This window comes from Streptomyces sp. NPDC048171 (genome assembly GCF_043202655.1).
Taxonomy (GTDB): Bacteria; Actinomycetota; Actinomycetes; order Streptomycetales; family Streptomycetaceae; genus Streptomyces.
Genome location: NZ_JBIDAU010000001.1, coordinates 547,652 through 570,750, shown reverse-complemented (window position 1 = coordinate 570,750; position 23,099 = coordinate 547,652). Strand labels below are relative to the sequence as shown.

At 73.6% G+C, this 23,099-nt stretch carries 19 protein-coding genes; 5 read left to right on the top strand and 14 right to left on the bottom strand.

Annotated features, from left to right (window positions below):
- The first annotated feature begins 27 nt into the window (after positions 1-27).
- On the top strand, positions 28-381 hold the full coding sequence (locus tag ACGF3J_RS02550) for a cytidine deaminase (RefSeq protein WP_161329484.1): 354 nt from the start codon (positions 28-30) through the stop codon (positions 379-381).
- A gap of 61 nt (positions 382-442) precedes the next feature.
- Positions 443-1,396 carry a GTPase Era gene (gene era / locus ACGF3J_RS02545; protein ID WP_161329483.1) on the top strand — a complete coding sequence of 318 codons (954 nt, stop codon included), beginning with the start codon at positions 443-445 and terminating at the stop codon, positions 1,394-1,396.
- Between the two features lie 16 nt (positions 1,397-1,412).
- Here the strand turns inward: era and ACGF3J_RS02540 are convergent, their stop codons facing one another.
- Positions 1,413-2,546: a carbohydrate kinase family protein gene (locus ACGF3J_RS02540; RefSeq protein WP_202558309.1), complete on the bottom strand. Its 1,134-nt coding sequence runs from the start codon at positions 2,544-2,546 to the stop codon at positions 1,413-1,415.
- 116 nt (positions 2,547-2,662) lie between these two features.
- The gene (locus ACGF3J_RS02535; protein ID WP_161329481.1) at positions 2,663-3,958 is read right to left on the bottom strand and encodes a glucarate dehydratase family protein; all 1,296 of its coding nucleotides are present in this window, start codon (positions 3,956-3,958) and stop codon (positions 2,663-2,665) included.
- A gap of 317 nt (positions 3,959-4,275) precedes the next feature.
- Between ACGF3J_RS02535 and ACGF3J_RS02530 the strand changes: the two genes are divergently transcribed.
- On the top strand, positions 4,276-5,619 hold the full coding sequence (locus tag ACGF3J_RS02530) for an MFS transporter (RefSeq protein WP_161329480.1): 1,344 nt from the start codon (positions 4,276-4,278) through the stop codon (positions 5,617-5,619).
- A 1-nt stretch (position 5,620) separates the two neighbouring features.
- On the opposite strand, the gene ACGF3J_RS02525 is transcribed toward ACGF3J_RS02530, so the two are convergent.
- From ACGF3J_RS02525 to hrcA, 9 genes are all read right to left on the bottom strand, one after another.
- Positions 5,621-6,619 carry an adenosine deaminase gene (locus tag ACGF3J_RS02525; protein WP_161329479.1) on the bottom strand — a complete coding sequence of 333 codons (999 nt, stop codon included), beginning with the start codon at positions 6,617-6,619 and terminating at the stop codon, positions 5,621-5,623.
- A 20-nt stretch (positions 6,620-6,639) separates the two neighbouring features.
- Positions 6,640-7,545, bottom strand: a complete 906-nt coding sequence (locus ACGF3J_RS02520) for a ribonuclease Z (RefSeq protein WP_161329478.1) — start codon at positions 7,543-7,545, stop codon at positions 6,640-6,642.
- A gap of 6 nt (positions 7,546-7,551) precedes the next feature.
- On the bottom strand, positions 7,552-7,905 hold the full coding sequence (locus ACGF3J_RS02515) for a histidine triad nucleotide-binding protein (protein WP_161329477.1): 354 nt from the start codon (positions 7,903-7,905) through the stop codon (positions 7,552-7,554).
- Positions 7,906-7,979: 74 nt separating this feature from the next.
- Positions 7,980-11,195, bottom strand: coding sequence for a S41 family peptidase (locus tag ACGF3J_RS02510; RefSeq protein ID WP_161329476.1), 3,216 nt, complete (start codon positions 11,193-11,195; stop codon positions 7,980-7,982).
- 72 nt (positions 11,196-11,267) lie between these two features.
- Positions 11,268-11,783 carry a hypothetical protein gene (locus tag ACGF3J_RS02505; RefSeq protein ID WP_202558300.1) on the bottom strand — a complete coding sequence of 172 codons (516 nt, stop codon included), beginning with the start codon at positions 11,781-11,783 and terminating at the stop codon, positions 11,268-11,270.
- 69 nt (positions 11,784-11,852) lie between these two features.
- Entirely contained in the window at positions 11,853-12,602 is a 750-nt protein-coding gene (locus tag ACGF3J_RS02500) for a 16S rRNA (uracil(1498)-N(3))-methyltransferase (protein WP_161329474.1), read from the bottom strand.
- Positions 12,599-13,684 carry a nitronate monooxygenase gene (locus tag ACGF3J_RS02495; RefSeq protein WP_161329473.1) on the bottom strand — a complete coding sequence of 362 codons (1,086 nt, stop codon included), beginning with the start codon at positions 13,682-13,684 and terminating at the stop codon, positions 12,599-12,601. Before ACGF3J_RS02495 ends, ACGF3J_RS02500 begins: the two co-directional genes overlap by 4 nt.
- Before the next feature lie 99 nt (positions 13,685-13,783).
- Entirely contained in the window at positions 13,784-14,920 is a 1,137-nt protein-coding gene (gene dnaJ, locus ACGF3J_RS02490; RefSeq protein WP_114530671.1) for a molecular chaperone DnaJ, read from the bottom strand.
- Positions 14,921-15,937, bottom strand: a complete 1,017-nt coding sequence (gene hrcA, locus ACGF3J_RS02485) for a heat-inducible transcriptional repressor HrcA (RefSeq protein ID WP_161329472.1) — start codon at positions 15,935-15,937, stop codon at positions 14,921-14,923.
- A 171-nt stretch (positions 15,938-16,108) separates the two neighbouring features.
- Between hrcA and ACGF3J_RS02480 the strand changes: the two genes are divergently transcribed.
- The gene (locus ACGF3J_RS02480) at positions 16,109-16,843 is read left to right on the top strand and encodes an MBL fold metallo-hydrolase (RefSeq protein WP_161329471.1); all 735 of its coding nucleotides are present in this window, start codon (positions 16,109-16,111) and stop codon (positions 16,841-16,843) included.
- 34 nt (positions 16,844-16,877) lie between these two features.
- Positions 16,878-17,678 carry a DUF3097 domain-containing protein gene (locus ACGF3J_RS02475; RefSeq protein ID WP_161329470.1) on the top strand — a complete coding sequence of 267 codons (801 nt, stop codon included), beginning with the start codon at positions 16,878-16,880 and terminating at the stop codon, positions 17,676-17,678.
- 98 nt (positions 17,679-17,776) lie between these two features.
- Here the strand turns inward: ACGF3J_RS02475 and hemW are convergent, their stop codons facing one another.
- The 3 genes from hemW to ACGF3J_RS02460 all read right to left on the bottom strand — a co-directional run bounded on the left by hemW (position 17,777) and on the right by ACGF3J_RS02460 (position 23,057).
- On the bottom strand, positions 17,777-19,009 hold the full coding sequence (gene hemW / locus ACGF3J_RS02470; protein WP_161329469.1) for a radical SAM family heme chaperone HemW: 1,233 nt from the start codon (positions 19,007-19,009) through the stop codon (positions 17,777-17,779).
- A 52-nt stretch (positions 19,010-19,061) separates the two neighbouring features.
- Positions 19,062-20,984 carry a SpoIIE family protein phosphatase gene (locus ACGF3J_RS02465; RefSeq protein ID WP_161329468.1) on the bottom strand — a complete coding sequence of 641 codons (1,923 nt, stop codon included), beginning with the start codon at positions 20,982-20,984 and terminating at the stop codon, positions 19,062-19,064.
- Positions 20,985-21,179: 195 nt separating this feature from the next.
- Entirely contained in the window at positions 21,180-23,057 is a 1,878-nt protein-coding gene (locus tag ACGF3J_RS02460) for an AMP-dependent synthetase/ligase (protein ID WP_161329467.1), read from the bottom strand.
- Positions 23,058-23,099: the final 42 nt, after the last annotated feature.

Below are 23,099 nucleotides of genomic sequence, written 5' to 3'. Positions count from 1 at the left end.
CCCGATCACTGAACGTATGCTCGGTCCATGACCGAGACTCCCGCCCTCGACCCCGAGGACCGCAAGATCGTCACCCTGGCCCGTTCCGCCCGGGCCCGCAACGGTGTGGCCGAGGGGGCGGCCGTGCGCGACGAGACCGGACGCACCTACGTCGCCGGGACCGTGGCCCTGGACTCGCTGCAGCTGAGCGCGCTGCGTACCGCGGTGGCGATGGCGGTGGCGTCCGGCGCGAAGTCCCTGGAGGCGGCGGCCGTGGTGACCGAGGCAGAGGCGGCGTCGGCGGAGGACCGGGCGGCGGTGCGGGACCTGGGCGGTCCCGGGACGCCGGTGCTGGTCGCCTCGCCGGACGGAACGGTCCGCTCCACGGTGAGCGCGGGCTGAGGGCGGCCCTGCCGTCGACCTTGGTACGGCGGGGCTCCGGGGATCAGGGACAATGGGCGCCATGAGCGTTCGTACCCAGTCATCCGAAGAACCGGCCGAGACTGTTCACCGGGCCGGCTTCGCCTGCTTCGTGGGCCGCCCCAACGCGGGCAAGTCCACCCTCACGAACGCTCTGGTCGGGCAGAAGGTGGCGATCACCTCGAACCGTCCGCAGACCACGCGGCACACCGTGCGGGGCATCGTGCACCGTGAGGAGGCCCAGCTGATCCTGGTGGACACCCCTGGGCTGCACAAGCCGCGCACGCTGCTGGGCGAGCGGCTGAACGACGTGGTGCGCACGACGTGGGCCGAGGTGGACGTCATCGGTTTCTGTCTGCCGGCCGACGAGAAGCTGGGCCCCGGTGACCGCTTCATCGCCAAGGAGCTGGCGGGGATCCGGAAGACGCCGAAGGTCGCGATCGTCACGAAGACCGACCTGGTGGACGGCAAGACCCTGGCCGAGCAGCTGATCGCGATCGACCGGCTCGGCGAGGAACTGGGCATCACCTGGGCGGAGATCGTCCCGGTGTCGGCGACCGGGAACAAGCAGGTCGACCTGCTCGCGGACCTGCTGACCCCGCTGCTGCCCGAGGGCCCCGCGCTCTACCCCGAGGGCGACCTGACCGACGAGCCCGAGCAGGTCATGGTCGCCGAGCTGATCCGGGAGGCCGCGCTGGAGGGCGTACGGGACGAGCTGCCGCACTCCATCGCGGTGGTCGTCGAGGAGATGCTCCCGCGCGAGGACCGCCCCGCCGACAAGCCGCTGCTGGACATCCACGCCAACGTCTTCATCGAACGCCCCAGCCAGAAGGGCATCATCATCGGCCCCAAGGGCAAGCGCCTGAAGGACGTCGGCATCAAGTCCCGCAAGCAGATCGAGGCCCTCCTCGGCACTCCTGTCTTCCTGGACCTGCACGTGAAGGTCGCCAAGGACTGGCAGCGCGACCCCAAGCAGCTGCGGCGGCTGGGGTTCTGAGCCGGTCGCCGGGTGGTCAGGACGGGGGGCGGAAGCCGATCGTCGGGACGGCCCGGCGCAGGGGCCAGGCCGCGGGTGGGTCGTCGGGGAGCAGGGCGGCGAGGAACGCGTAGCGGCGCAGGGCCGTGGGGTCCTGGCCCCGGACCGACTGGACCTTGCGCCACCAAGTGGCGATCTCGCCCCAGCCGGGCGCCGACAGGGAGCCGCCGAACTCCTGGACCGAGAGGGCGGCGGTCAGACCGGCGAAGGCGAGCCGGTCGGCCAGGGGCCAGCCGGCCAGGGTGCCGGTGACGAAGCCGGCGACGAAGACGTCCCCCGCACCGGTCGGGTCCAGGGCCTCCACCTCGATCGCCGGGACCTCGGCGCTCTCCCCCGTCCGCCGGTCCACCGCGTACGCGCCCTCCGCGCCGAGGGTGACCACGGCGAGCGGCACGTGCTCGGTGAGGGCGTGCGCGGCGGCCCGCGGACAGGTGGCGCCGGTGTAGCGCATGGCCTCCTCCGCGTTGGGCAGGAAGGCCTCGCAGTGCGCGAGGTCGGGCAGCCCGGCCAGGTCCCAGGCGCCGGTGTCGTCCCAGCCGACGTCGGCGAAGACGCGGGTGCCGCGGGCGGCGGCCTGGGCGATCCAGGGGGCGCTCACGCCGGGTGTGAGGGAGGCGACGGCGGCACGCGCACGCGGCGGGCAGTCGGGCGACGGCTCCTCCGGCGGCGGCTCGTGGCCGTGGGAGACCATCGTGCGCTCCCCCTCGTACGCCATCGAGACCGTCACCGGCGAGTGCCAGCCCGGAACGGTGCGCGAGGAGCCGAGGTCGATGCCCTCGCCCTGGGCCAGCGCGTCCCAGCAGTAGTCGCCGTAGTGGTCGTCGCCGAAGGCCGCGGCGAGCGAGGTGCGCAGGCCGAGGCGGGCCAGCGCGGTCGCCATGTTGGCGATGCCGCCGGGGCTCGACCCCATCCCGCGGGCCCAGGACTCGGTCCCGCGCACCGGTGCGGAGTCGAGCCCGGTGAAGACGACGTCGAGGAAGACGGTGCCGGTCAGGTACACGTCCCAGGGCGGGTCCTGCGGGCCGCGCAGCGCGGCGAGAGGATCGACCCTGGACCGGCGGTGCGCTTCCTCGTCCTGGGCGTGGCGATGGGTTCTCGCGTCGGCCGGCATGGCGGGCATGGCAGGCACGTCGGACGCGGTGGACACGGTGGACGCTGTCACGGTGCGCTCCCTGGCATGGTGCGGATCCCGCCAGTGTGCACCACGCCGCCGACAATCCCCTCGCCCTACCAGCGCGGCACGGAAGGGGTGACCCAGTCCGGGTCCGCCACGCGCATCGCGGCGGCGTCGTCGCGGTCGCGCAGGGTGCCGTCGTCGTCGAGCCAGCGCCGGTGCAGGAACGCGAGGCGGTCGCGGTCGAGTTCGACACCGAGGCCGGGCGCGTCGGAGACGGTGACGCGGCCGCCGTCGAAGACGAGCCGTTCGGTGAGCACGTCCTCGGACTGCCAGGGGTAGTGGGAGTCACAGGCGTGGTGCAGGTCGGGGACGGTGGCCGCGACGTGGGTCATGGCGGCGAGGCTGATCCCGAGGTGGGTGTTGGAGTGCATGGACACGCCGACGCCGAAGGTGCGGCAGACGGCGGCGAGCTGCTGGGTGTTGCGCAGCCCGCCCCAGTAGTGGTGGTCGGAGAGCACGACCTGGACGGCGCCCTTGGTGAACGCCTCCCGGATCTCGGCGAACGTCGTCACGCACATGTTGGTGGCGAGCGGCACCCCGGTCTTCGCGGCGACCTCGGCCATGGCCGGCGTGCCGAGCGCGGGGTCCTCCAGGTACTCCAGGACGTCCCCGAGTTCCTCGGCGACCCTGAGCGAGGTCTCCACGGACCAGGCGCCGTTGGGGTCCAGGCGCAGCGGGTGTCCGGGGAAGGCGTCGGCGAGCGCCCTGATCGCGGCGATCTCCTCGTCGGGCGGGAAGACACCGCCCTTGAGCTTGAAGGAGGTGAAGCCGTACCGCTCGGTGAAGGCGCGGGCCTGGGCGACCACACCGGCCGGGTCGAGGGCGGCGCCCCAGTCGTCCCGTTCGGCGGCGACGCCCTCGGGGTGGGCGGCCCACTTGTAGAAGAGGTAGGCGCTGTACTCGACACAATCGCGGACCTTGCCGCCCAGCAGCGCGTGCACGGGCAGGCCGAGCGCCTTGCCGAGGGCGTCCAGGCAGGCGACCTCGAAGCCGGAGACGACGGACAGGCGCAGCTTGTCGGCGGTCTGGACGCCGCGCAGCCCGCCGACGTCGACCTGGTCGGAGACCCGGGAGCCGTCGACGGCGACCTCGTCGGCGAGGGTGAACAAGCCGTTCAGATCGCTGACCTGACGGCCGACCAGCTTCTCGGCGAAGAGCCTGGCCGGTTCCAGATACTTGGCGTCGCCGTAGGTCTCGCCGATGCCGGTGACCCCGTCGGCGGTCTCGACCTCGATGATCAGGCGGGGCGTGTACGGCTGGTGCACGCCCTGCGTGTTGAGCAGCGGAGGGTCCGCCACGAGGATCGGCGTGAGGTGGACGGCCGTAATGGTGAGGTCGGCGGTCACGGGGCGACTCCTCGTCTCTGTATGTAAACGGCATCCACGTATGGAGATCGAGACTAGGGAGCGCGACCCCGGGGCGTCAATGGCGCGACCGGGGCGGAGGGCGGCGGACGGCACCGGTCTGACGCCTGGTCAGCCGGGGTGGCGAGCGCTGCTACCCAGTACCGAAACCTCCAAACTCAAGTGTGACCCAGCTCATACCCCCTCGGTTGTTTGCGGCGTTCCCGCTCTTGATACAAATTGCCCGCGCGCTCCCGTCGATCGACGGCCGTCGCCCCCCTCCTCTTCCCGAGTCCCTTTCGCATGCCCTGGGAACGCCCGTGCTCGCCCTCCGCACCACCCCCTGGCCCCTCGTCGCCGTTTTCACGGCCGGGTACCTTCCTCCGTATCTGCTGCCCACCACCGTCGGCAGACTCGACACCGGTCTTCCGCTGAGCGCCACGCAGGCAGGCGCCGTCGGCAGCGCGCTGCTGCTGAGTTCGGCGAGCGCGGGCTTCCTGCTCGCCTCCCGCGTGGAGCGGGCCGGCGCCCGCACCCTGGCCCGGTTCGGACTGGCCCTGGCCTTCCTGGGCTACGGCGCCGCCTCGCTCACCACCGCCGTCCCCGCCGTCGTCGCCGGCGCGGTCCTCGGCGGGTTCGGATCCGGTACGGCCACCACGGTCGCCGCAACCCGGATCGCCGCCGAGCGTGACCCCCACCGCGCCTCCACGGCGGGACTGCTGAGCGTGTCCGCGCTGGCCGGTGCCGTGTATCTGACGGTGCCCCACCTCGGCGGGTCGCACGGCCTGCCGCTGGCCGCGATCGCGCTGACCGCCCTCGCGGTGTGGCCGCTGACCGGCCGCCTCCCGGCCGGGACCGGCACGTCGCCGGCCGCGCGGACCGCCTCGGGGCCGCTCCCCCACCGTCGTTCGGGTCTCGTCCTGGCGGTCACCGTGCTGTGCTGGTCCCTCGCCCAGAACTCCCTGTGGGGCGTCAGCGGCAGGATCGGGCTGACCCAGGCGGGCCTCGGCGACGCCGCCCTCGGGCTGGTCTTCGCCGTCGCGCTGGGGGCGGGACTGATGGGCGTGCTGGTGGCCGGCGCGCTCGGGCCGCGGCTCGGCCGGGCCATGCCGGTCGGGGCGGGCACCGCGCTCATCGCGGGCTGCATCGTGGTGAGTGCGTCCGCGACCACGCCCACGGCGTTCGCGACCGGGGAGATCGCCTGGAACACGCTGTACCCGGTGGTGCTGTCGTACCTGATCGGTCTCGCCGCCTCGCTCGACGCGCGCGGGCGCTGGGCGGTGCTCGTCGGCTCGGCGTCGTCGCTGGGCACGGCGGCCGGGCCGCTGGCGGGCAGCGTGCTGTCCGCGCAGGCCGGCTACGCGGGCATGGGCCTCGTCCTGGCCGGGGGTCTGCTGCTGGTCGCCGTGCCGATGACGGCCGTCGCCCTGCACACCGGCGGGCGTCCGCTGCTGCCCGGCACGATCCGCCGTCGCGGCGGCACCCCGGCCGCGCTGGTCGCCGCCGCCACCGGCACGCCGAGCGGTGCGGTGCCCGAGGTCGGCGCCACGGAGCAGCCGGTCGTGGAGATCGACGTGGACGCGCCGGCCCTGGCCGTCCGCGGCGCCTACGGCACGGCCGGGCCTCGGCAGGCCGCGGCCGCACCGGGGCCCGGCCCGGGCTGAGTCAGGCCGCCGGGAAGGTGTACTCCGCCACCTCGGCCAGACAGCGTGCCCGCAGTTCCTCGTCGTCCTCCAGGAAGGAGGCGAGGAACGAGTTGCGGGCCAGTTCCCGAAGCCGCTCCTCGGTGAGGCCGAGGGCCAGGCGCACGGCGTCGAAGTTGTCGCCCGCGTAGCCGCCGAAGTAGGCCGGGTCGTCGGAGTTGACGGTGCACATGAGGCCCGCTTCGAGCATCGCCGGCAGAGGGTGGTCGGCGAGGGTGTCGACCGTGCGCAGCCGGACGTTGGACAGCGGGCACAGGGTCAGCGGGACGCGGTCGCGCACCAGCCGCGCCACCAGCTCCGGGTCCTCCAGCGAGCGCAGGCCGTGGTCGACGCGCTCGACGCCCAGGACGTCCAGGGCCTCGGTGACGTACTCCGGCGGCCCCTCCTCGCCCGCGTGCGCGACCCGGCGCAGCCCGAGCGCGGCGGCGGCCTCGTACACCTCACGGAACTTGACCGGCGGGTGGCCGACCTCGGCGGAGTCCAGGCCGACGCCGGTGATCCGGTCGAGGTACGGCTTCGCGGCGTCCAGCGTCGCGAGGGCCGACTCGGCGGACTCGTCGCGCAGGAAGCACATGATCAGCCGGGTGGAGACCCCGTGGTTCTCCCGGCTGCGGCCCAGCGCCCGCCACAGCCCCTCCACCACCGTGCCCATCTCCACGCCCCGGGCGAGGTGGGCCTGCGGGTCGAAGAAGATCTCCGCGTGCCGGACGCCCTGCGCGGCGGCACGGGCGAGGTAGGCGTTGGCGAGGTCCTCGAAGTCCCGCTCGGTGCGCAGGACGGCCATCAGTTCGTAGTACAGGTTGAGGAAGGACTGGAGGTCCTCGAACCGGTACGCCTCGCGCAGCGCGTCCTCGTCGGCGTACGGCAGGGGCACGCTGTTGCGGGCGGCCAGCTCGAAGGCCAGCTCCGGCTCCAGGGTGCCTTCGATGTGGAGGTGCAGTTCAGCTTTGGGCAGGGACATCAGAGCATCGTACGGCGGTTTCACCGACGTTTCGGAACCGGGATCCGGGTGAGATCGCGGGCCACGGTCAGCCCGCCATCGAATCCGGCGGCCCGCGCCTGCCGTTCGAACTCCTCCGGGTCGGAGTAGCGCTGGCTGAAGTGGGTGAGAACCAGGTGCCGTACGCCCGCGTCCCGGGCGACCCGCGCGGCCTGGCCTGCGGTCAGGTGGCCGTGGTCGGTGGCGAGCGCCTCGTCCTCGTCGAGGAAGGTGGACTCGATGACCAGCAGGTCGCAGTCCTCGGCGAGCGCGTGCACCCCGGGGCAGAGCCGGGTGTCCATGACGAACGCGAACCGCTGGCCGCGGCGGACCTCGCTGACCTCGTCGAGCGGGACGCCGTTCAGCGAGCCCTCCCGCTGGAGGCGGCCGACGTCGGGGCCCGTGATGCCGTGTGCGGCCAGGCGGTCGGGGAGCATGCGGCGGCCGTCGGGTTCGGTGAGGCGGTAGCCGTAGGACTCGACGGGGTGGGACAGCTTGTGGGCGTCCAGGGTGTAGGCCGGGGTGACCGCCAGCGGCCCGTCCGTGTCCACCGGCGACTCGGTGAGCGCGACCGTCTCGCGGTAGGCGGTGGCATACCGCAGCCGCTCGAAGAAGCGGCGTCCGGAGCGCGGGTAGTGGGCGGTGATCTCGTGCGGGACCCGGTCGAGGTTGATGCGCTGGATGACACCGGCCAGGCCCAGGCTGTGGTCGCCGTGGAAGTGCGTGACGCAGATCCGGTTCAGGTCGTGGGCGGCGACCCCGGCACGGAGCATCTGGCGCTGCGTGCCCTCGCCGGGGTCGAACAGGATGCCCTCGCCGTCCCAGCGCAGCAGGTACCCGTTGTGGTTGCGGTGCCGGGTCGGGACCTGGCTGGCGGTGCCGAGGACGACCAGTTCACGTACGGACATCGTGGGCTATCCGGGGGGCCATTCGAGGCCGCGGCCGCCGAGGACGTGGGCGTGCGCGTGCCAGACGGTCTGCCCGGCGCCGGTGCCGGTGTTGAAGACGGTCCGGTAGCTGTCCAGTTTCTCCTGGTCGGCGACCGCCTGCGTCTCGCGCAGGACGTCCGCGGCGAGGTCCGGGGCACCGGCGGCGAGCGCGGCGGCGTCGCGGTAGTGCGCCTTGGGGATCACCAGGACGTGCGTGGGGGCCTGGGGGTTTATGTCGCGGAAGGCGACGGTGGTGTCCGTCTCGCGGACGATCGTCGCCGGGATCTGGCCTGCGACGATCTTGCAGAACAGGCAGTCGTCCTGGGGCTCGCCCGCCATGGGGCCTCCTCACGCCGGAAAGGGAGCACCGGGTCACCGGTGATCTTCTGCGGGCATCGTATCGACCGGGTGCGTCAGTCGGTCCCCGGTGGCTCGGGCAGCACCGGCGGGGTCTTCGCCGGGGTCTCCTCCAGGGCGGCCAGCGCCAGCCCGATCGCCTCGTCCAGTTGCGGGTCGCGGCCCGCCGCGTGGTCCTGGGGGCGCTGCCAGACCTCCACGTCCGGGTCGACGCCGTGGTTCTCCACGCCCCAGCCGTAACCCTCCAGCCAGAAGGCGTACTTGGGCTGGGTGATCAGGGTGCCGTCGACCAGGCGGTAGCGGCTGTCGATGCCGATGACGCCGCCCCAGGTGCGGGTGCCGACGACGGGGCCGATGCCGAGTGCCTTGATGGCGGCGTTGACGATGTCGCCGTCGGAGCCGGAGAACTCGTTGGCGACGGCGACGACCGGGCCGCGGGGCGCGTCCAGCGGGTAACTGGAGGGGCGCATCCCGCGGGGCAGGTCCCAGCCGACGACGCGCCTGGCCAGCTTCTCCACGACCAGCTGGGAGGTGTGCCCGCCGCGGTTCTCGCGGACGTCGACGACCAGGCCCTCGCGGGCCACCTCGACGCGCAGGTCGCGGTGGATCTGGGCCCAGCCGGGCGCCTGCATGTCGGGAACGTGCAGGTAGCCGAGCCGGCCGCCGGACTTCTCGTGGACGTGCGCGCGGCGGTCGGCGACCCACGCGTGGTAGCGCAGCGGCTCCTCGTCGGCGAGGGGGACGACGACGGCGTGCCGCAGTTCGCCGCCGCCGGACGGGGAGACGGTCAGCTCGACGGCCTTGCCCGCCGTGCCGACCAGCAGCGGGCCGGGTCCGGTGACCCGGTCCACGGGCTGCCCGGCGACCGCGACGATCGCGTCCCCCGCGCGCACGGCGACGCCGGGCGCTGCGAGCGGGGAGCGGGCGTCGGGGTCGGAGGTCTCCGAGGGCAGGACGCGGTCGATGCGCCAGGTGCCGTCCTCGTGCCGGGAGAGGTCGGCGCCGAGCAGGCCCTGCCGGGCACCGGAGCCGTGGCCACCACGCGGGGTGACGTAGGCGTGCGAGGTGCCGAGTTCGCCCTGCACCTCCCAGAGGAGGTCGACCAGGTCGTCGTGGGTGGCGAGGCGGTCCAGGACGGGCCGGTAGCGGTCGAGGACGCCGTCCCAGTCGACGCCGTTCATGTCGGCCCGCCAGAAGTGGTCCCGCATGATGCGGCCGGTCTCGTCGAACATCTGGCGCCACTCGGCGGCCGGGTCGACGGTCTGCCGTACCCGGCCCAGGTCGACACCGATGTTGGTGTCGCTGTCCTCGTCGGCGGAGGCCCGCCGGTCACTGGGCACGACCTTGAGCCGTCCGTCGGTCCACAGCAGCACCCGCTTGCCGTCGCCGCTGACCTCGAAGTGGTCGGCGTCGCCCGCGAGATGCTCGACGCGCTGCTGGGCGAGGTCGTAACGCTCCAGCTCGGTGTTCGGGTCGGGGGCGTCCGGGGTGGCGCGGGAGGCGCCGAGGACGCCGGTGAGCGGGTGGCGCAGCCACAGGACGCCGTCCTTGGCGGCGCGCAGCCCGGAGTAGCGGGCGGCCGCGACCGGGAAGGGCACGATGCGGTCGGCGAGGCCCTCGATGTCGATCCGGGTGGTCGGGGTGCCCTCGCTGTCGGGGGTCTCCTCCCGGTCCGGGGTCTCGAAGGGGCGGCCGTGGCGCTGCGGACCGAAGGGCGAGGGGGTGGTCGCGGCGAGCGTGATCAGGTACGGCCGGGCGCCCTCGATGAAGGCCAGGTCGAAGACGTGTTCGTCGTAGACGGGGTCGAAGGAGCGGGTGGAGAGGAAGGCGAGGTGCTTGCCGTCCTGGGTGAAGGCCGGCGCGTAGTCCTTGAAGCGCAGCGGCGTCGCCTCGCTCACCGACAGGTCGGTGGTGTTGGCGAGCTTGAGCTGGCGCAGCGGGTCGGGACCGGGGTGGGACCAGGCGAGCCAGGCGGAGTCGGGCGAGAAGACCAGCCCGGACGCGTCGCCGTCCTCGCTGCGGTCGACCTCGCGGACCTCGCCGCTCTCGCGCTCGACGAGCAGGACCCGCCCGTCGTGCGAGGCGACGGCGGCCCGGCTGCCGTCGGGGGCCATGGCGAGGTGCAGCACCCGGCCGAGCCGTCCGGCGGCCAGGCGCCGCGCGGTGGTGCCGGGCGCGAGTCCGGTGGCGGGCGCGAACTCCAGGGCGTCGTCGCCCTCGGCGTCCGTCACCCACACCACCCACTCCTCGCCGTCGGCGCGGAAGGTGCGGGGCAGCCGGGTGCGGACCCCGACCGTCGCCGCGAGCGCGCGGGCCGGTCCGGCACGGTGGGTGACCCAGTGCACGGCGCCCCGGACGGCGACGGCACTGCCGCGTGCCGTGTGGTCGGGGGAGGCCGAGCCGAACCAGCGGGCGGCGTTCAGCGGGTAGGACTGGAGGTCGACGCGGGCGCCGCCGAGCCGGATGTCCAGCCGGCGGGGCTCGGCGCCGTCGAGGTCGTCGAGGGTCCACAGCTCACCGGCGCTGGAGTAGACGACGCGGGCGCCGTCGGTCGCCGCGTGCCGGGCGTAGAAACCGTCGAGGGGGGTGTGGCGGCGCAGGTCGGAGCCGTCGGCGAGGGAGGAGTAGACGGCGCCGGTGCCCTCGTGGTCGGAGAGGAAGGCGATCCGGTCGCCGACCCAGAAGGGGTACTCGATGTTGCCGTCGAGGCCGTCGTGGAGGCGTACGAACTCGCCGTCGTCCTCGCGGTCGATCCACAGCTTGCCCGCCGTACCGCCCCGGTAGCGCTTCCACCAGGCGGCCTCGCGGCCCATCGGCGCGGACAGCAGCACGGTGTGCGGCCCGTCCGCGACGTCGCCGACGGGGCCGTACGGCAGGGTGGCGGCCGGTCCGCCGTCGAGCGGGACGGCGCGGGCCCAGCTGCGGCGCAGGCTGGCCTGCCCGTAGGTGCTGAGGGCGAGGACCCGGCCGTCCGGGGTCCAGCCGCGTACCTGGGTCCTGATGCTGCCCCAGTGGGTGAGGCGCTCGGCGCGGCCGCCGTCGACGGGCGCGACGTGCACCTCGGGGGCGCCGTCCCGGGTGGAGGTCCAGGCGACGGTGGTGCCGTCGGGCGAGATGCGCGGGTGGTTCACCGGCACGTTGTCGGCGCTGACCCGCCAGGCCCGGCCGCCGTCGAGCGGGGCGAGCCACACGTCGTCCTCGGCGGTGAAGGCGACCAACTCGCCGTGCGGGTGCGGAAAGCGGAGGTAGGCAGGCGCTGCGGGCTGTGTCACCCCCTCACCCTATGCAGCGGCGCGGTCCGCCGACAGAGGTTTGGATCACTTGCCGGTCGCCGGCCCGGCGGACTATTTGCCCTCGACCGGGCGGCAGTGCGGGTCGTCCGGGCACCAGATGGTCCGGGTGACGGTCACGGTGGGCCCGGGCTGCTGCTGGGAAGGTCTGTCCGCGGGCGGGCCGCTGGTGGCGTCGCAGTTGCCCAGCCCCTTGACCCGGAACCACTCCTTGCCGTCCACCTCGGCCTTGAGGTCGCCGCGCACACAGGCGCCGTTGACGACGCGGGTCACCTTGCCGTCGACGGTGATCTTCTTGCCGTCGTCGGTCTCCCCGTCGCAGTCGACGGAGGCGACGGTCTCCTCGCTCGGCGACGCGGTGGAGCCGTCGCCCTCGGTGTTCGCCGTGCAGGTGAGCCACCGCACGTCGGCCTTCTGCCGCTCCAGTTCACGCGTCATGGTCCGGTCGGTCGTGTACGCCACGGTCGCGGAACTGAGCCCGCCCGGTTCGCACGCGACCACACCTCCGACGGCGACGACCGCGCCGACGGCCACCGGAGCCACACGCCAAATCCGCCTCAATGCCCCCATGGAGGGCAGCCTCCCACCGGTCCGGGGCGGGCGGTAGGGGGCATACGGCCACGGTGGCGGCGGGCGCCGTCAGGACCAGCGGCCGGTGCGGGTCAGCAGGGCGGCGGTCGCCGCGGTGCCCGCGGTGGAGGTGCGCAGGACGCTGCGGCCCAGGCGGTAGGGCCGGGCTCCGGCCTCGGCGAAGAGGGCCAACTCCTCGGGCGAGACACCGCCTTCGGGGCCGACCACCAGCACGATGTCGCCGGAGGCGGGGAGTTCGGCGGCGGCCAGCGGTTCGTCGCCGCTCTCGTGGAGTACGGCGGCGAAGCCGGCGGTGGCCAGAAGTGAGGCAACCTGCTTGCTGGTCGCCGCGTCCGCGACGTCGGGGAAGCGGACCCGGCGGGACTGCTTGCCGGCCTCGCGGGCCGTCGCCCGCCACTTGCCGAGCGCCTTCTGGCCGCGCTCGCCCCTCCACTGCGTGATGCAGCGGGACGCCGCCCAGGGCACGATCGCGTCGACGCCGACCTCGGTCATCGTCTCCACGGCCAGCTCGCCCCGGTCGCCCTTGGGCAGGGCCTGGACGACGGTGATCCGGGGCTGCTCCGGCGGTTCCTCGTGGACCGTCCCCAGGTCCGTGACGACGAGGCGGTCCTTGCCCTCGGCGGCCTTCACCACGCCCTCGGCCCAGTGTCCGCGGCCGTCGGTGAGGACGACGTCCTCGCCGGGCCGCAGCCGCTTCACGGAGACGGCGTGCCGTCCCTCGGGTCCGTCGAGGACGTACTCCCCCGCCGTCAGGTCCTCCGGGCCGAGGGAGTCGACCACGAACACCGGTGCCGTCATCGGCCCGCGCCTCCCGTCGCATAGTGCGACAACGCTGTCCCGGCGGCGGCGAGTTCGGCCACCAGGACCTCCACCAGCTGTCCGGCGGGCAGCTCGCGAGCCATCCGGTGGCCCTGCCCGGCCCAGAGCGCCATGCCCTGCGCGTCGCCCGCCTTCGCCGCGGCCTTGCGCAGCGGGGCGGTGAGGTGGTGCACGTCCGGGTAGGCGGCGGGGGCGTAGGGGCCGTGCTCGCGCAGGAAGCGGTTGACCAGGCCGCGGGCCGGCCGGCCGGAGAAGGCGCGGGTCAGTTCGGTGCGCACGAACAGGGGGTTGGTCAGCGCCTGCTTGTGCAGTTCGTGCGCGCCGGACTCGGGGGTGGCGAGGAAGGCGGTGCCCAGCTGGGCCGCGCTCGCGCCGGCCGCGAGGACCGAGGCGATCTGACCGCCGCGCATGATGCCGCCGGCGGCGACGATGGGCAGGCTCACCGCCTCCCGGACCTGGGCGACCAGCGACAGCAGTCCGGTGCCGGCGCCGCCGGTCTCCGGGTTGTCCCGGTGGGTGCCCTGGTGGCCGCCCGCCTCGGCGCCCTGCGCGATCACCGCGTCGGCACCGGACCGCTCCACCGCGCGGGCCTCGTCCGCGGTGGTCGCCGCGACCAGGGCGAAGGTGCCGACGCGGTGCAGGGAGTCGACGACCTCGGTGCTCGGGACGCCGAAGTGGAAGGAGACCACCGGCACGGGGTTGTCCAGCAGCACCGCGAGCTTGGTGTCGTAGCCGTCGTCCCGGCCGCTGTCGGGGTCGCCGAGTTCCGTCTCGTACCAGGCGGCCTCGCCGGCCAGCTGGTGGGCGTACACGCCGACGGCCGCCGGGTCGGGGGTCTCCGGGTGCGGCATGAAGAGGTTGACGCCGAAGGGGCGTGCGGTCAGCCCCCGCAGCTCCTTGATCTCCTGGTACATCCCGTCCGCGGTCTTGTACCCGGCGGCCAGGAATCCCAGCCCGCCCGCCTCGCAGACCGCGGCGGCGAGCCGCGGCACGGAGACGCCGCCCGCCATCGGCGCCTGCACGATCGGGTAGGGGAAGAGATCGGTCAGTGCGGAGGACATGACGGCATGTTGTCACGTCCTCCGAACAAGTCCGAATCCGGGCTTCCGTCGGCATACGCCAGAAGCATCCGCATCCCGACCGGCCCACGGCCGCCCGCCTCAGCGCCCGTTGAACGCGTCCTTCAACCGGGAGAACAGACCCTGCTGCCCAGGCTGGAACTGGCCCTGCGGGCGCTCCTCGCCGCGCAGGGCGGCCAGTTCGCGCAGGACGCGCTCCTGCTCGGGGTCGAGCTTGGTCGGGGTGGTCACCTCGACGTGGACGATGAGGTCGCCCCGGCCGCCGCCGCGCAGGTGGGTGACGCCCCTGCCGTGCAGCGGGACCGACTGGCCGGACTGGGTGCCCGGGCGGATGTCGATCTCCTCCATGCCGTCGAGCGTCTCCAGCGGCACCTTCGTGCCGAGGGCCGCCGCCGTCATCGGGATGGTGACCGTGCAGTGCAGGTCGTCGCCGCGGCGCTGGAAAGTGGAGTGCGGCAGCTCGTGAATCTCGACGTACAGGTCGCCGGCCGGGCCGCCGCCGGGGCCGACCTCGCCCTCGCCCGCGAGCTGGATCCGGGTGCCGTTGTCCACACCGGCCGGGATCTTCACGGTGAGGGTGCGCCGGGAACGGATGCGGCCGTCGCCAGCGCACTCGGGGCACGGGGTCGGGACCACGGTGCCGAAGCCCTGGCACTGCGGGCAGGGCCGCGAGGTCATGACCTGGCCCAGGAAGGACCGGGTGACCTGCGAGACCTCACCGCGGCCGCGGCACATGTCGCACGTCTGGGCCGACGTTCCGGGCGCCGCGCCCTCGCCGTTGCAGGTGTTGCAGACGACGGCCGTGTCGACCTGGATGTCCTTGGTCGTGCCGAAGGCCGCCTCGTCCAGCTCGACCTCGATGCGGATCATCGCGTCCTGGCCGCGGCGGGTGCGCGAGCGCGGCCCGCGCTGCGACGCCGTACCGAAGAACGCGTCCATGATGTCCGAGAAGTTCCCGAAGCCACCCGCGCCGAAGCCGCCCGCGCCACCGCCGGCGGCCTGCGAGAGGGGGTCGCCGCCGAGGTCGTAGACCTGCTTCTTCTGCGGGTCCGACAGCACCTCGTAGGCGGCGTTGATCTCCTTGAACCGCTCCTGGGTCTTCGGATCGGGGTTGACGTCCGGGTGCAGCTCGCGGGCGAGCCTCCGGAACGCCTTCTTGATCTCGTCCTGGGACGCGTCGCGGCGCACGCCGAGTACGGCGTAGTAGTCCGTGGCCACCTACGACTCCGCCAGGATCTGTCCGACGTACCGTGCCACTGCGCGTACCGCTCCCATCGTTCCCGGGTAGTCCATGCGGGTCGGTCCGACCACGCCGAGCTTGGCAACCGCCTCGCCGCCCGAACCGTAGCCCACCGACACGACGGACGTGGAGTTGAGTCCCTCATGGGCGTTCTCATGACCGATTCGCACGGTCACGCCCGGATCCTTCGCCTCGCCGAGCAGCTTGAGGAGCACGACCTGCTCCTCGAGCGCCTCCAGCACCGGCCGGATCACCAGGGGGAAGTCGTGCCCGAAGCGGGTCAGATTGGCGGTGCCGCCGATCATCAGCCGCTCCTCGTTCTCCTCGACCAGCGTCTCCAGGAGAGTGGAGAGCACGGTGGAGACCGTACCGCGATCCTCGGCCTCGAAGGCATCCGGCAGTTCCTCGACCAGACCCGGCACGTCGGAGAAACGACGGCCCGCGACCCGGCTGTTGAGCCGCGCGCGCAGATCCGCGAGGGACGCCTCGCCGAACGGCGCCGGGCAGTCGACCATCCGCTGCTCGACCCGGCCGGTGTCCGTGATCAGCACGAGCATCAGGCGCGCGGGCGCGAGGGCCAGCAACTCCACGTGCCGCACGGTCGAGCGGGTCAGCGAGGGGTACTGCACGACGGCGACCTGCCGGGTCAGCTGCGCGAGCAGCCGCACCGTGCGGGCCACCACGTCGTCGAGGTCGACGGCGCCCTCCAGGAAGTTCTGGATGGCGCGCCGCTCGGGCGCGGTCATGGGCTTGACGCCGGCCAGCTTGTCGACGAACAGGCGGTAGCCCTTGTCGGTCGGGATGCGCCCGGCGCTGGTGTGCGGCTGGGCGATGAACCCCTCGTCCTCCAGGGCCGCCATGTCATTGCGCACGGTGGCCGGCGAGACGCCGAGGTTGTGCCGCTCGGTGAGGGCCTTGGAACCGACCGGCTCCTCGGTGCCGACGTAGTCCTGGACGATGGCGCGCAGCACCTGGAGCCTGCGTTCACTGAGCATCCGCGCACACCTCCAGAAGTCGTCGTCCGCTGCCCTGCCGGTCCGTCCTGGCACTCACGACGCGCGAGTGCCAGACTTCCCCGGCCCAGTGTACGGCCGTGGGGTACGCCCCCGGCAAGGCCGGGGCCACGCCGACGTGCGGCGAGACCGTGTGGCGATAGCGTCGTGGTCGTGACGGTGACTTGGGAAGACCTGGGATGGGAGCGGGTGGCGCCCGGAGTGGGCCGGTGCCGGCTGCCGGGCTGGGACTGCACGGCCGGGCTGGTCCTCGGCACCGACGCGGTGCTGATGATCGACGCGGGATCGAGCCTGGGCGAGGGCGCCCGGTTGCGCGCGGGGGCGCAACGGCTGGCCGGCCACCGTGTGACGCATCTCGCGCTGACCCACCCGCACTTCGACCACGTCCTCGGCGCCGCGGCGTTCGCGGGCGCGGAGGTCTACGGCGCGGTGGGCACCGACGCGGTGTTCGCGCCGGGCGGACACGGGCGGGAGGCGCTGCGCGCGGACGCTGTGGCTCAGGGGCTGGACGAGCGGCGGGCGGAGGAGGCGGTCGACGCGCTGGTCCGCGTCCCGCACGAGGTCTGCGGCGAGCGGACGCTCGACCTGGGCGGCGGGCGGCAGGTCCTGCTCGCCAACGTGGGCCCCGGGCACACCGGCCACGACCTCGCGGTGCTGGTGCCGGGCGACCCGGAGGTGGTGTTCTGCGGGGACCTGGTCGAGGAGTCCGGCGAACCTCAGGCGGGCCCCGACGCCGTACCGTCGCACTGGCCCGCGGCCCTGGACCGGCTGCTCGACCTGGGCGGCGCGGACGCGCGGTACGTCCCCGGGCACGGAGCGGTGGTGGACGCGGCGTTCGTCCGGGCCCAACGGGACGCGCTGTCCGTGCGTTTCGGCGTGTCGCACTGATCACGAACGGCGGATTCCTCGTATCGTCGGCAGAATGCGCCAGTACTCCGCCGACCTGACCCCTCCGTGGAAGAAGTCGCAGCCCGTACCCGAGGTACCCGCCGACCCCGGCCTGGTGGTCGAGGAGCCCGGCACCGGGTTCTGCGGCGCGGTGATCGGCTGCGAGGCGGGCACGGTGACGCTGGAGGACCGCTTCGGCAAGCACCGGGTGTTCCCGATGGAGCCGCGCGGCTTCCTGCTGGAGGGGCGCGTGGTGACGCTGGTGCGGCCCGCGTCCGGCCCGGTACGCCCCTCCCGTACGGCCTCCGGTTCGGTCGCCGTCCCCGGCGCACGCGCCCGGGTGGCGCGCGCCGGGCGCATCTACGTCGAGGGGCGGCACGACGCCGAGCTGGTCGAGAAGGTCTGGGGCGACGACCTGCGCGTCGAGGGCGTCGTCGTGGAGTACCTGGGGGGCGTGGACGACCTGCCGTCGATCGTCGAGGACTTCGACCCGGGGCCGGACGCGCGGCTCGGCGTCCTGGTGGACCACCTGGTGCCGGGTTCGAAGGAGTCCCGCATCGCGGAGGCGGTGACGGGCGAGCACGCCCTGGTCGTCGGCCATCCCTACATCGACATCTGGGAGGCGGTGAAGCCGTCGTCCGTGGGGATCGACGCCTGGCCTCGGGTGCCGCGCGGGCAGGACTGGAAGACGGGTGTGTGCCGGGCCCTGGGCTGGCCCGCCGACAACACCGGGGCGGTGTGGCAGGCGATCCTGGCCAGGGTCGGCTCGTACAAGGACCTGGAGCCGGAGCTGCTGGGCCGGGTGGAGGAACTGATCGACTTCGTGACCGCGTAAGTCACGTCTTCAGCCCCTCCGGCGTTTGAGGAGCGGGGGTCCGGGGGCGGAGCCCCCGGGACGGGACGGGTAGGGGCGGCGGGGGCGAAACAGGCTGTTCAGTCCACCAGATCCCGCACCACCGCATCCGCCAGCAACCGTCCGCGCAGCGTGAGGACCGCGCTCCCCGCCGCGTAGGGGCCCTCTTGGAGGAGCCCGTCGGACAGCGCCCGCCGGGACGCCGCGAGCCCCGCCTCCCGCAGCAGCGACAGCGGCACCCCCTCCCGCAGCCGCAGCTCCAGCAGGACACGCTCCACACGCCGGTCCTCGTCCGTGAGGATCTCCCGCCCGGCCCCCGGCGACTTCCCCGCCGCCAGCGCCCCGGCGTACGCCCCGGGGTGCTTCACGTTCCACCAGCGCACACCGCCCACGTGGGAGTGGGCTCCCGGCCCCGCGCCCCACCAGTCGGCACCCCGCCAGTACAGCTCGTTGTGGCGGCAGCGGCCGGCGTCGGAGGTGGCCCAGTTCGACACCTCGTACCAGTCGAAGCCCGCCGCCGAGAGGGTCTCCTCGGCGATCAGGTACCGGTCGGCGTGCACGTCGTCGTCGGTCATCGGGACCTCGCCGCGCCGGATGCGCCGAGCGAGCTGGGTGCCCTCCTCGACGATCAGGGCGTACGCCGAGACGTGGTCGGGTCCGGCGCCGAGCGCGGCGTCGAGGGAGGCCCGCCAGTCGTCGTCGGACTCGCCGGGGGTGCCGTAGATCAGGTCGAGGTTGACGTGGTCGAATCCGGCCGCGCGGGCCTCGGCGACGCAGGCCTCGGGGCGGCCGGGGGTGTGCGTGCGGTCCAGGACCTTCAGGACGTGCTGCCGGGCGCTCTGCATGCCGAAGGAGATCCGGTCGAAGCCGCCCTCGCGGAGGGTGGCCAGATAGGCGGGGTCGACCGACTCGGGGTTGGCCTCCGTCGTCACCTCCGCGTCCGGCGCCAGGCCGAACTCGTCGCGGATCGCGCCCAGCATCCGCACCAGGTCCCCGGCGGGCAGCAGCGTGGGGGTGCCGCCGCCGACGAAGACCGTGCGGACCTCGCGCGGGTCGTCGCCGAGCACCTTGCGGGCCAGGCGGACCTCGTCGACGAGCGTCCCGGCGTAGTTGTCGCGGGAGGCGAGGACGCCGCCGGTGCCGCGCAGCTCGGTCGCGGTGTAGGTGTTGAAGTCGCAGTAGCCGCAGCGGGTCGCGCAGTAGGGCACGTGCAGGTAGAAGCCGAGGGGGCGGTCGGTGGCCCCGGCGAGCGCGGACGCGGGCAGGGCACCGTCGGCGGGGACGGGTTCGCCGTCGGGGAGTGCGGAGGGCATGCGTCCATTGTCCCGTACGGGCGCCGCTACCCGGTTGCCCGGCCGCCCGCCGCTACTCGGCCTGGAGCACCAGCAGCGCCAGGTCGTCCTCCGGGGGCCGGGGCCCGAACTCGTGCACCAGCCGCCGGATGCGCTCGGCGACCAGTTCGGCGTCGAGACCGGCGCACCCGGCGAGCGCCGCGGCGAGCCCGTCCCCGTCGTCGAACTGGCGGGAGCCGCTGCGCCGCTCGGTGACCCCGTCCGTGACGCAGAGCAGGGTGTCGCCGGACCACAGCTCGAAGGTCTCACTGGCGTACGTGGCGTCCTCGACGACGCCGAGCAGGGTCTGCGGCGCGGCGACCGCGCGCACCGCGCCGTCGGGTCCGAGGAGCAGCGGCAGCGGATGCCCGGCGGAGGCGAGGGTGCAGCGGACGCCGCCCTCGAAGGGTTCCAGTTCGCCGTAGAGCAGGGACAGGAAGCGGGTCTGCGGTCCGTCGCCCGGGGCAACCGGCGGTCCGCCGACGGCGACCAGGGCGCGGGCGGCGGCGTCCGCGGCCTCGGTGGCGTCGTCGAGGAGGAGCTGGTTGAGGCGGTCGAGGACGTCGGGGACGCCGTACTGCTCCCGGGCGAGCAGCCGCAGCCAGGGCCGGGCGAGGCCGATGACGACGGCGGCCTCGGGGCCCTTGCCCTGGACGTCGCCGACGGCGAAGCACCAGCGGCCGTCGCCGGCCGGGAAGAGGTCGTAGAAGTCGCCGCTGGGGCCGCCCTTGTCGCAGGGCTCGTAGACGAGGGCGCTGCGCACGCCGGGGATCTCGGCGACGGCGCCGGGCAGCAGGCCGCGTTGGAGGACGGCGCTGATGGTGGCCTGGCGCGCGTACTGGCGGGCGGCGCCGATGGCGAGCGCCACGCGGCGGCTGAGGTCCTCGACCAGGCCGGTGATCTCGTCGGGGAAGCCCGCGGTGCCGGCCCGTCCGATGACCAGGGAGCCGAGCGGCCTGCCCCCGGCGACCAGGCGGTAGGCGAGCGCGGCGCCGTGCGTGCCGAGTGCCTCGGCGGGCCAGGGGTGGCCGACGGGGCCGGAGCGCCACGGGTCGCGGGCGCGGGGCGGGTCCTTCTCCAGGGCTCGGCGCAGTTCGTCGATGTGGCCCTCGCCGGCGTGCCAGACGCGGGCCAGCCGGGCGCCCACCGCCGTGCCGGGGTCGTCGCTCCAGGCGCCCCGGCCCAGGGACTCGTCCTCCAGCCACACCCCGCACCAGTCGGCGAGCCGCGGCACGACGAGCTGCCCGGTGAGCGAGGCGACCAGGTCCTCGTCGAGCTGCCCGGCCAGGAGGTCGGAGGCCTCGGCGAGGAAGGAGAGCGCGCCGCGCCCGAGCCACTCCCGGTCGCGCAGACCTCGCAGGCCGGTGCCCGGGCTCTCCGGAGCCTCGTCCGGGACGTACACCTCGATCTGCCCGGCGGTCAGGGCGTCGCTCCCGGCGTCCGCCGCCGCCTCCGTACCCGCGGCCGGGAGCCTGGCCCACACCGTCTTGGTGCCCGGCCGGTAGGTGATCCCCCAGGCCTCCGAGAGCGCGGCGACCAGCCGCAGGCCGCGCCCGTACTCGGAGGGGTCCTGCGGTGTCCCGTGGTCGCCGCCCCTCGGCGCGCGGGAGGGGTGGTGGTCCGTGGCCTCGACGACGAGGGTGCCCGTCTCCTCCATCCGGCAGACGACCTCGACGTCCGTGCCGGCGTGCACGACGGCGTTGGTGACCAGCTCGCTGACGACCACCAGGACGTCGGTGGCGCGGTGCTCGGTCAGCTGTTCCGTGCCGGGCAGGCCGCGCGCGGACCAGTCGGCGAGCGCCGCCCGCACCATCGCGCGCGCGGCGCCCGGCGCCAGGGAGCTGCCGAGCAGCACCACGTGCGCCCGCGCGCACTCCTGGGCGGATGCACCGGCGGTGTACGCGGGTGCCCCGCTGGCGCGGAAGGCGGTCTCCCGCTGCGTCGGAATGGCCCCCATGGACGTCTCCCCGGGCAGTTCGTGCGAGGTGCTCGCAGTCGATGCCGACAGAGTGACAGACCGGACCCGTTCATAAGCACGGAGTTACCGAAGTCGGCCGCCATGGGTGAGATCCGTGCTACGCGGATGCTCGGACTCCGCCGGAAAACGGACGGTTCCGAGCATCCGCCACGGAGCGAGGGGCGGCGAGCGCGCTCACGCCTCGCGCGAGCCCTCGTACATCTCCTCGATCAGGTGCTTGTACTCCCGCTCCACGACCGGCCGCTTGAGCTTGAGGCTCGGGGTGATCTCGCCGTGCTCGACGTCCAGGTCGCGCGGGAGCAGGCGGAACTTCTTGATGGTCTGCCAGCGCTGGAGGCCCTCGTTGAGCTGCTTGACGTAGCCGTCGACCATCTCCACCGTCACCGGCGCCGCGACGATCTCCGCGTACGGCTTCCCCTCCAGGCCGTTCTCCTTGGCCCACTCGGCGATGGCGATCTCGTCGAGGGAGATGAGCGCGGTGCAGAAGTTCCGGTCGGCGCCGTGCACCAGGATGTTGGAGACGTAGGGGCAGACCGCCTTGAACTGGCCCTCGACCTCGGCGGGCGCGATGTACTTGCCGCCGGACGTCTTGATGAGGTCCTTCTTGCGGTCGGTGATCCGCAGGTAGCCGTCGGCGGAGAGTTCGCCGATGTCGCCGGTGTGGAACCAGCCGTCGGCCTCCAGCACCTCCGCCGTCTTCTCGGGCAGCTTGTGGTAGCCCTCCATGATGCCGGGACCGCGCAGCAGGATCTCGCCGTCGTCGGCGATGCGCACCTCGGTGCCGGGCAGCGGCTTGCCGACCGTGCCGGTGCGGTAGGCCTCGCCGGGGTTGACGAAGGACGCGGCGGAGGACTCGGTGAGGCCGTAGCCCTCCAGGATGTGGATGCCGGCGCCGGCGAAGAAGTAGCCGATCTCGGGGGCGAGGGCGGCCGAGCCGGAGACGCAGGCGCGCAGGCGGCCGCCGAAGGCCTCGCGGATCTTCGCGTAGACGAGCTTGTCGGCGACGGCGTGCTTGGTGCGCAGCCCGGCGGGGGCGCTTGCGGTGCCGGTGCGCTTGAAGTTGTCCTGGGTGACCTTGGCGTACTCGCGGGCCACGCCGGCCGCCCACTGGAAGATCTTGTACTTGGCCCCGCCGCCCGCGCGGGCCTTGGCGGCGACGCCGTTGTAGACCTTCTCGAAGATGCGCGGCACGGCGGCCATGTAGGTCGGCTGGACCACCGGCAGGTTCTCGATGATCTTGTCGACGCGGCCGTCGACGGCGGTGACGTGACCCACCTCGATCTGGCCGGAGGTCAGCACCTTGCCGAAGACGTGCGCGAGCGGCAGCCACAGGTACTGCACGTCGTCCCCGCTGACCAGGCCGGTCGCGGCGATGGCCTTCGCCATGTACGACCAGCAGTCGTGCGGGAGCCGCACGCCCTTGGGCTTGCCGGTGGTGCCGGAGGTGTAGATGAGGGTGGCGAGCTGGTCCTTGGTGAGCGCGCCGACCCGCTTGACGACCAGCTCGGGGTCCGTCTCCAGGCGGGCCGCGCCGCTGCGCTCCAGCTCGTCGAGGGTGAGGATCCAGTCCTCGGTGGTGTCCGCGCCGGTCGCGTCGATCACCACGACGTGGGTGAGTTCCGGCAGCTCCGCCCGCTTCTCCCTGGCCTTGGCCAGCTGCGCGGCGTCCTCGGCGATCAGCACGCGGCTCTCGGAGTCGGAGAGGATGTACGCCGATTCGTCGGCGTTGGTCTGCGGGTAGACGGTGGTCGTCGCCGCCCCCGCGCACATGATGCCGAGGTCGGCGAGGATCCAGTCCAGCCGGGTGGCGGAGGCCAGCGCCACGCGCTGCTGCGGCTGCACGCCCAGCTCGATCAGGCCGGCCGCGATCGCGTAGACCCGCTCGGCGGCCTGGGACCAGGTCAGCGACTTCCACTCGTCGGGGCCCTCGCCCGAGGCGGGCGGCACCGGGTAGCGGTACGCCTCGGCGTCCGGCGTGGCGGCCACCCGCTCCAGGAAGAGTCCCGCCACGGAGGGCGGACGGTTCTCGATCGTTGTCTGTGTGTCGCTCACGACATCCTCCGTGGGCCCGCGACGGCGCGGCTTGCTCAGGTG

Coding starts and splice junctions, on each gene's coding strand:
- ACGF3J_RS02550 (WP_161329484.1), top strand. CDS start 28: ATGACCGAGACTCCCGCCCTCGACCCCGAGGACCGCAAGATCGTCACC.
- era (WP_161329483.1), top strand. CDS start 443: ATGAGCGTTCGTACCCAGTCATCCGAAGAACCGGCCGAGACTGTTCAC.
- ACGF3J_RS02540 (WP_202558309.1), bottom strand. CDS start 2,546: ATGCCGGCCGACGCGAGAACCCATCGCCACGCCCAGGACGAGGAAGCG.
- ACGF3J_RS02525 (WP_161329479.1), bottom strand. CDS start 6,619: ATGTCCCTGCCCAAAGCTGAACTGCACCTCCACATCGAAGGCACCCTG.
- ACGF3J_RS02520 (WP_161329478.1), bottom strand. CDS start 7,545: ATGTCCGTACGTGAACTGGTCGTCCTCGGCACCGCCAGCCAGGTCCCG.
- ACGF3J_RS02515 (WP_161329477.1), bottom strand. CDS start 7,905: ATGGCGGGCGAGCCCCAGGACGACTGCCTGTTCTGCAAGATCGTCGCA.
- ACGF3J_RS02505 (WP_202558300.1), bottom strand. CDS start 11,783: ATGGGGGCATTGAGGCGGATTTGGCGTGTGGCTCCGGTGGCCGTCGGC.
- ACGF3J_RS02500 (WP_161329474.1), bottom strand. CDS start 12,602: ATGACGGCACCGGTGTTCGTGGTCGACTCCCTCGGCCCGGAGGACCTG.
- ACGF3J_RS02495 (WP_161329473.1), bottom strand. CDS start 13,684: ATGTCCTCCGCACTGACCGATCTCTTCCCCTACCCGATCGTGCAGGCG.
- hrcA (WP_161329472.1), bottom strand. CDS start 15,937: ATGCTCAGTGAACGCAGGCTCCAGGTGCTGCGCGCCATCGTCCAGGAC.
- ACGF3J_RS02475 (WP_161329470.1), top strand. CDS start 16,878: ATGCGCCAGTACTCCGCCGACCTGACCCCTCCGTGGAAGAAGTCGCAG.
- hemW (WP_161329469.1), bottom strand. CDS start 19,009: ATGCCCTCCGCACTCCCCGACGGCGAACCCGTCCCCGCCGACGGTGCC.
- ACGF3J_RS02465 (WP_161329468.1), bottom strand. CDS start 20,984: ATGGGGGCCATTCCGACGCAGCGGGAGACCGCCTTCCGCGCCAGCGGG.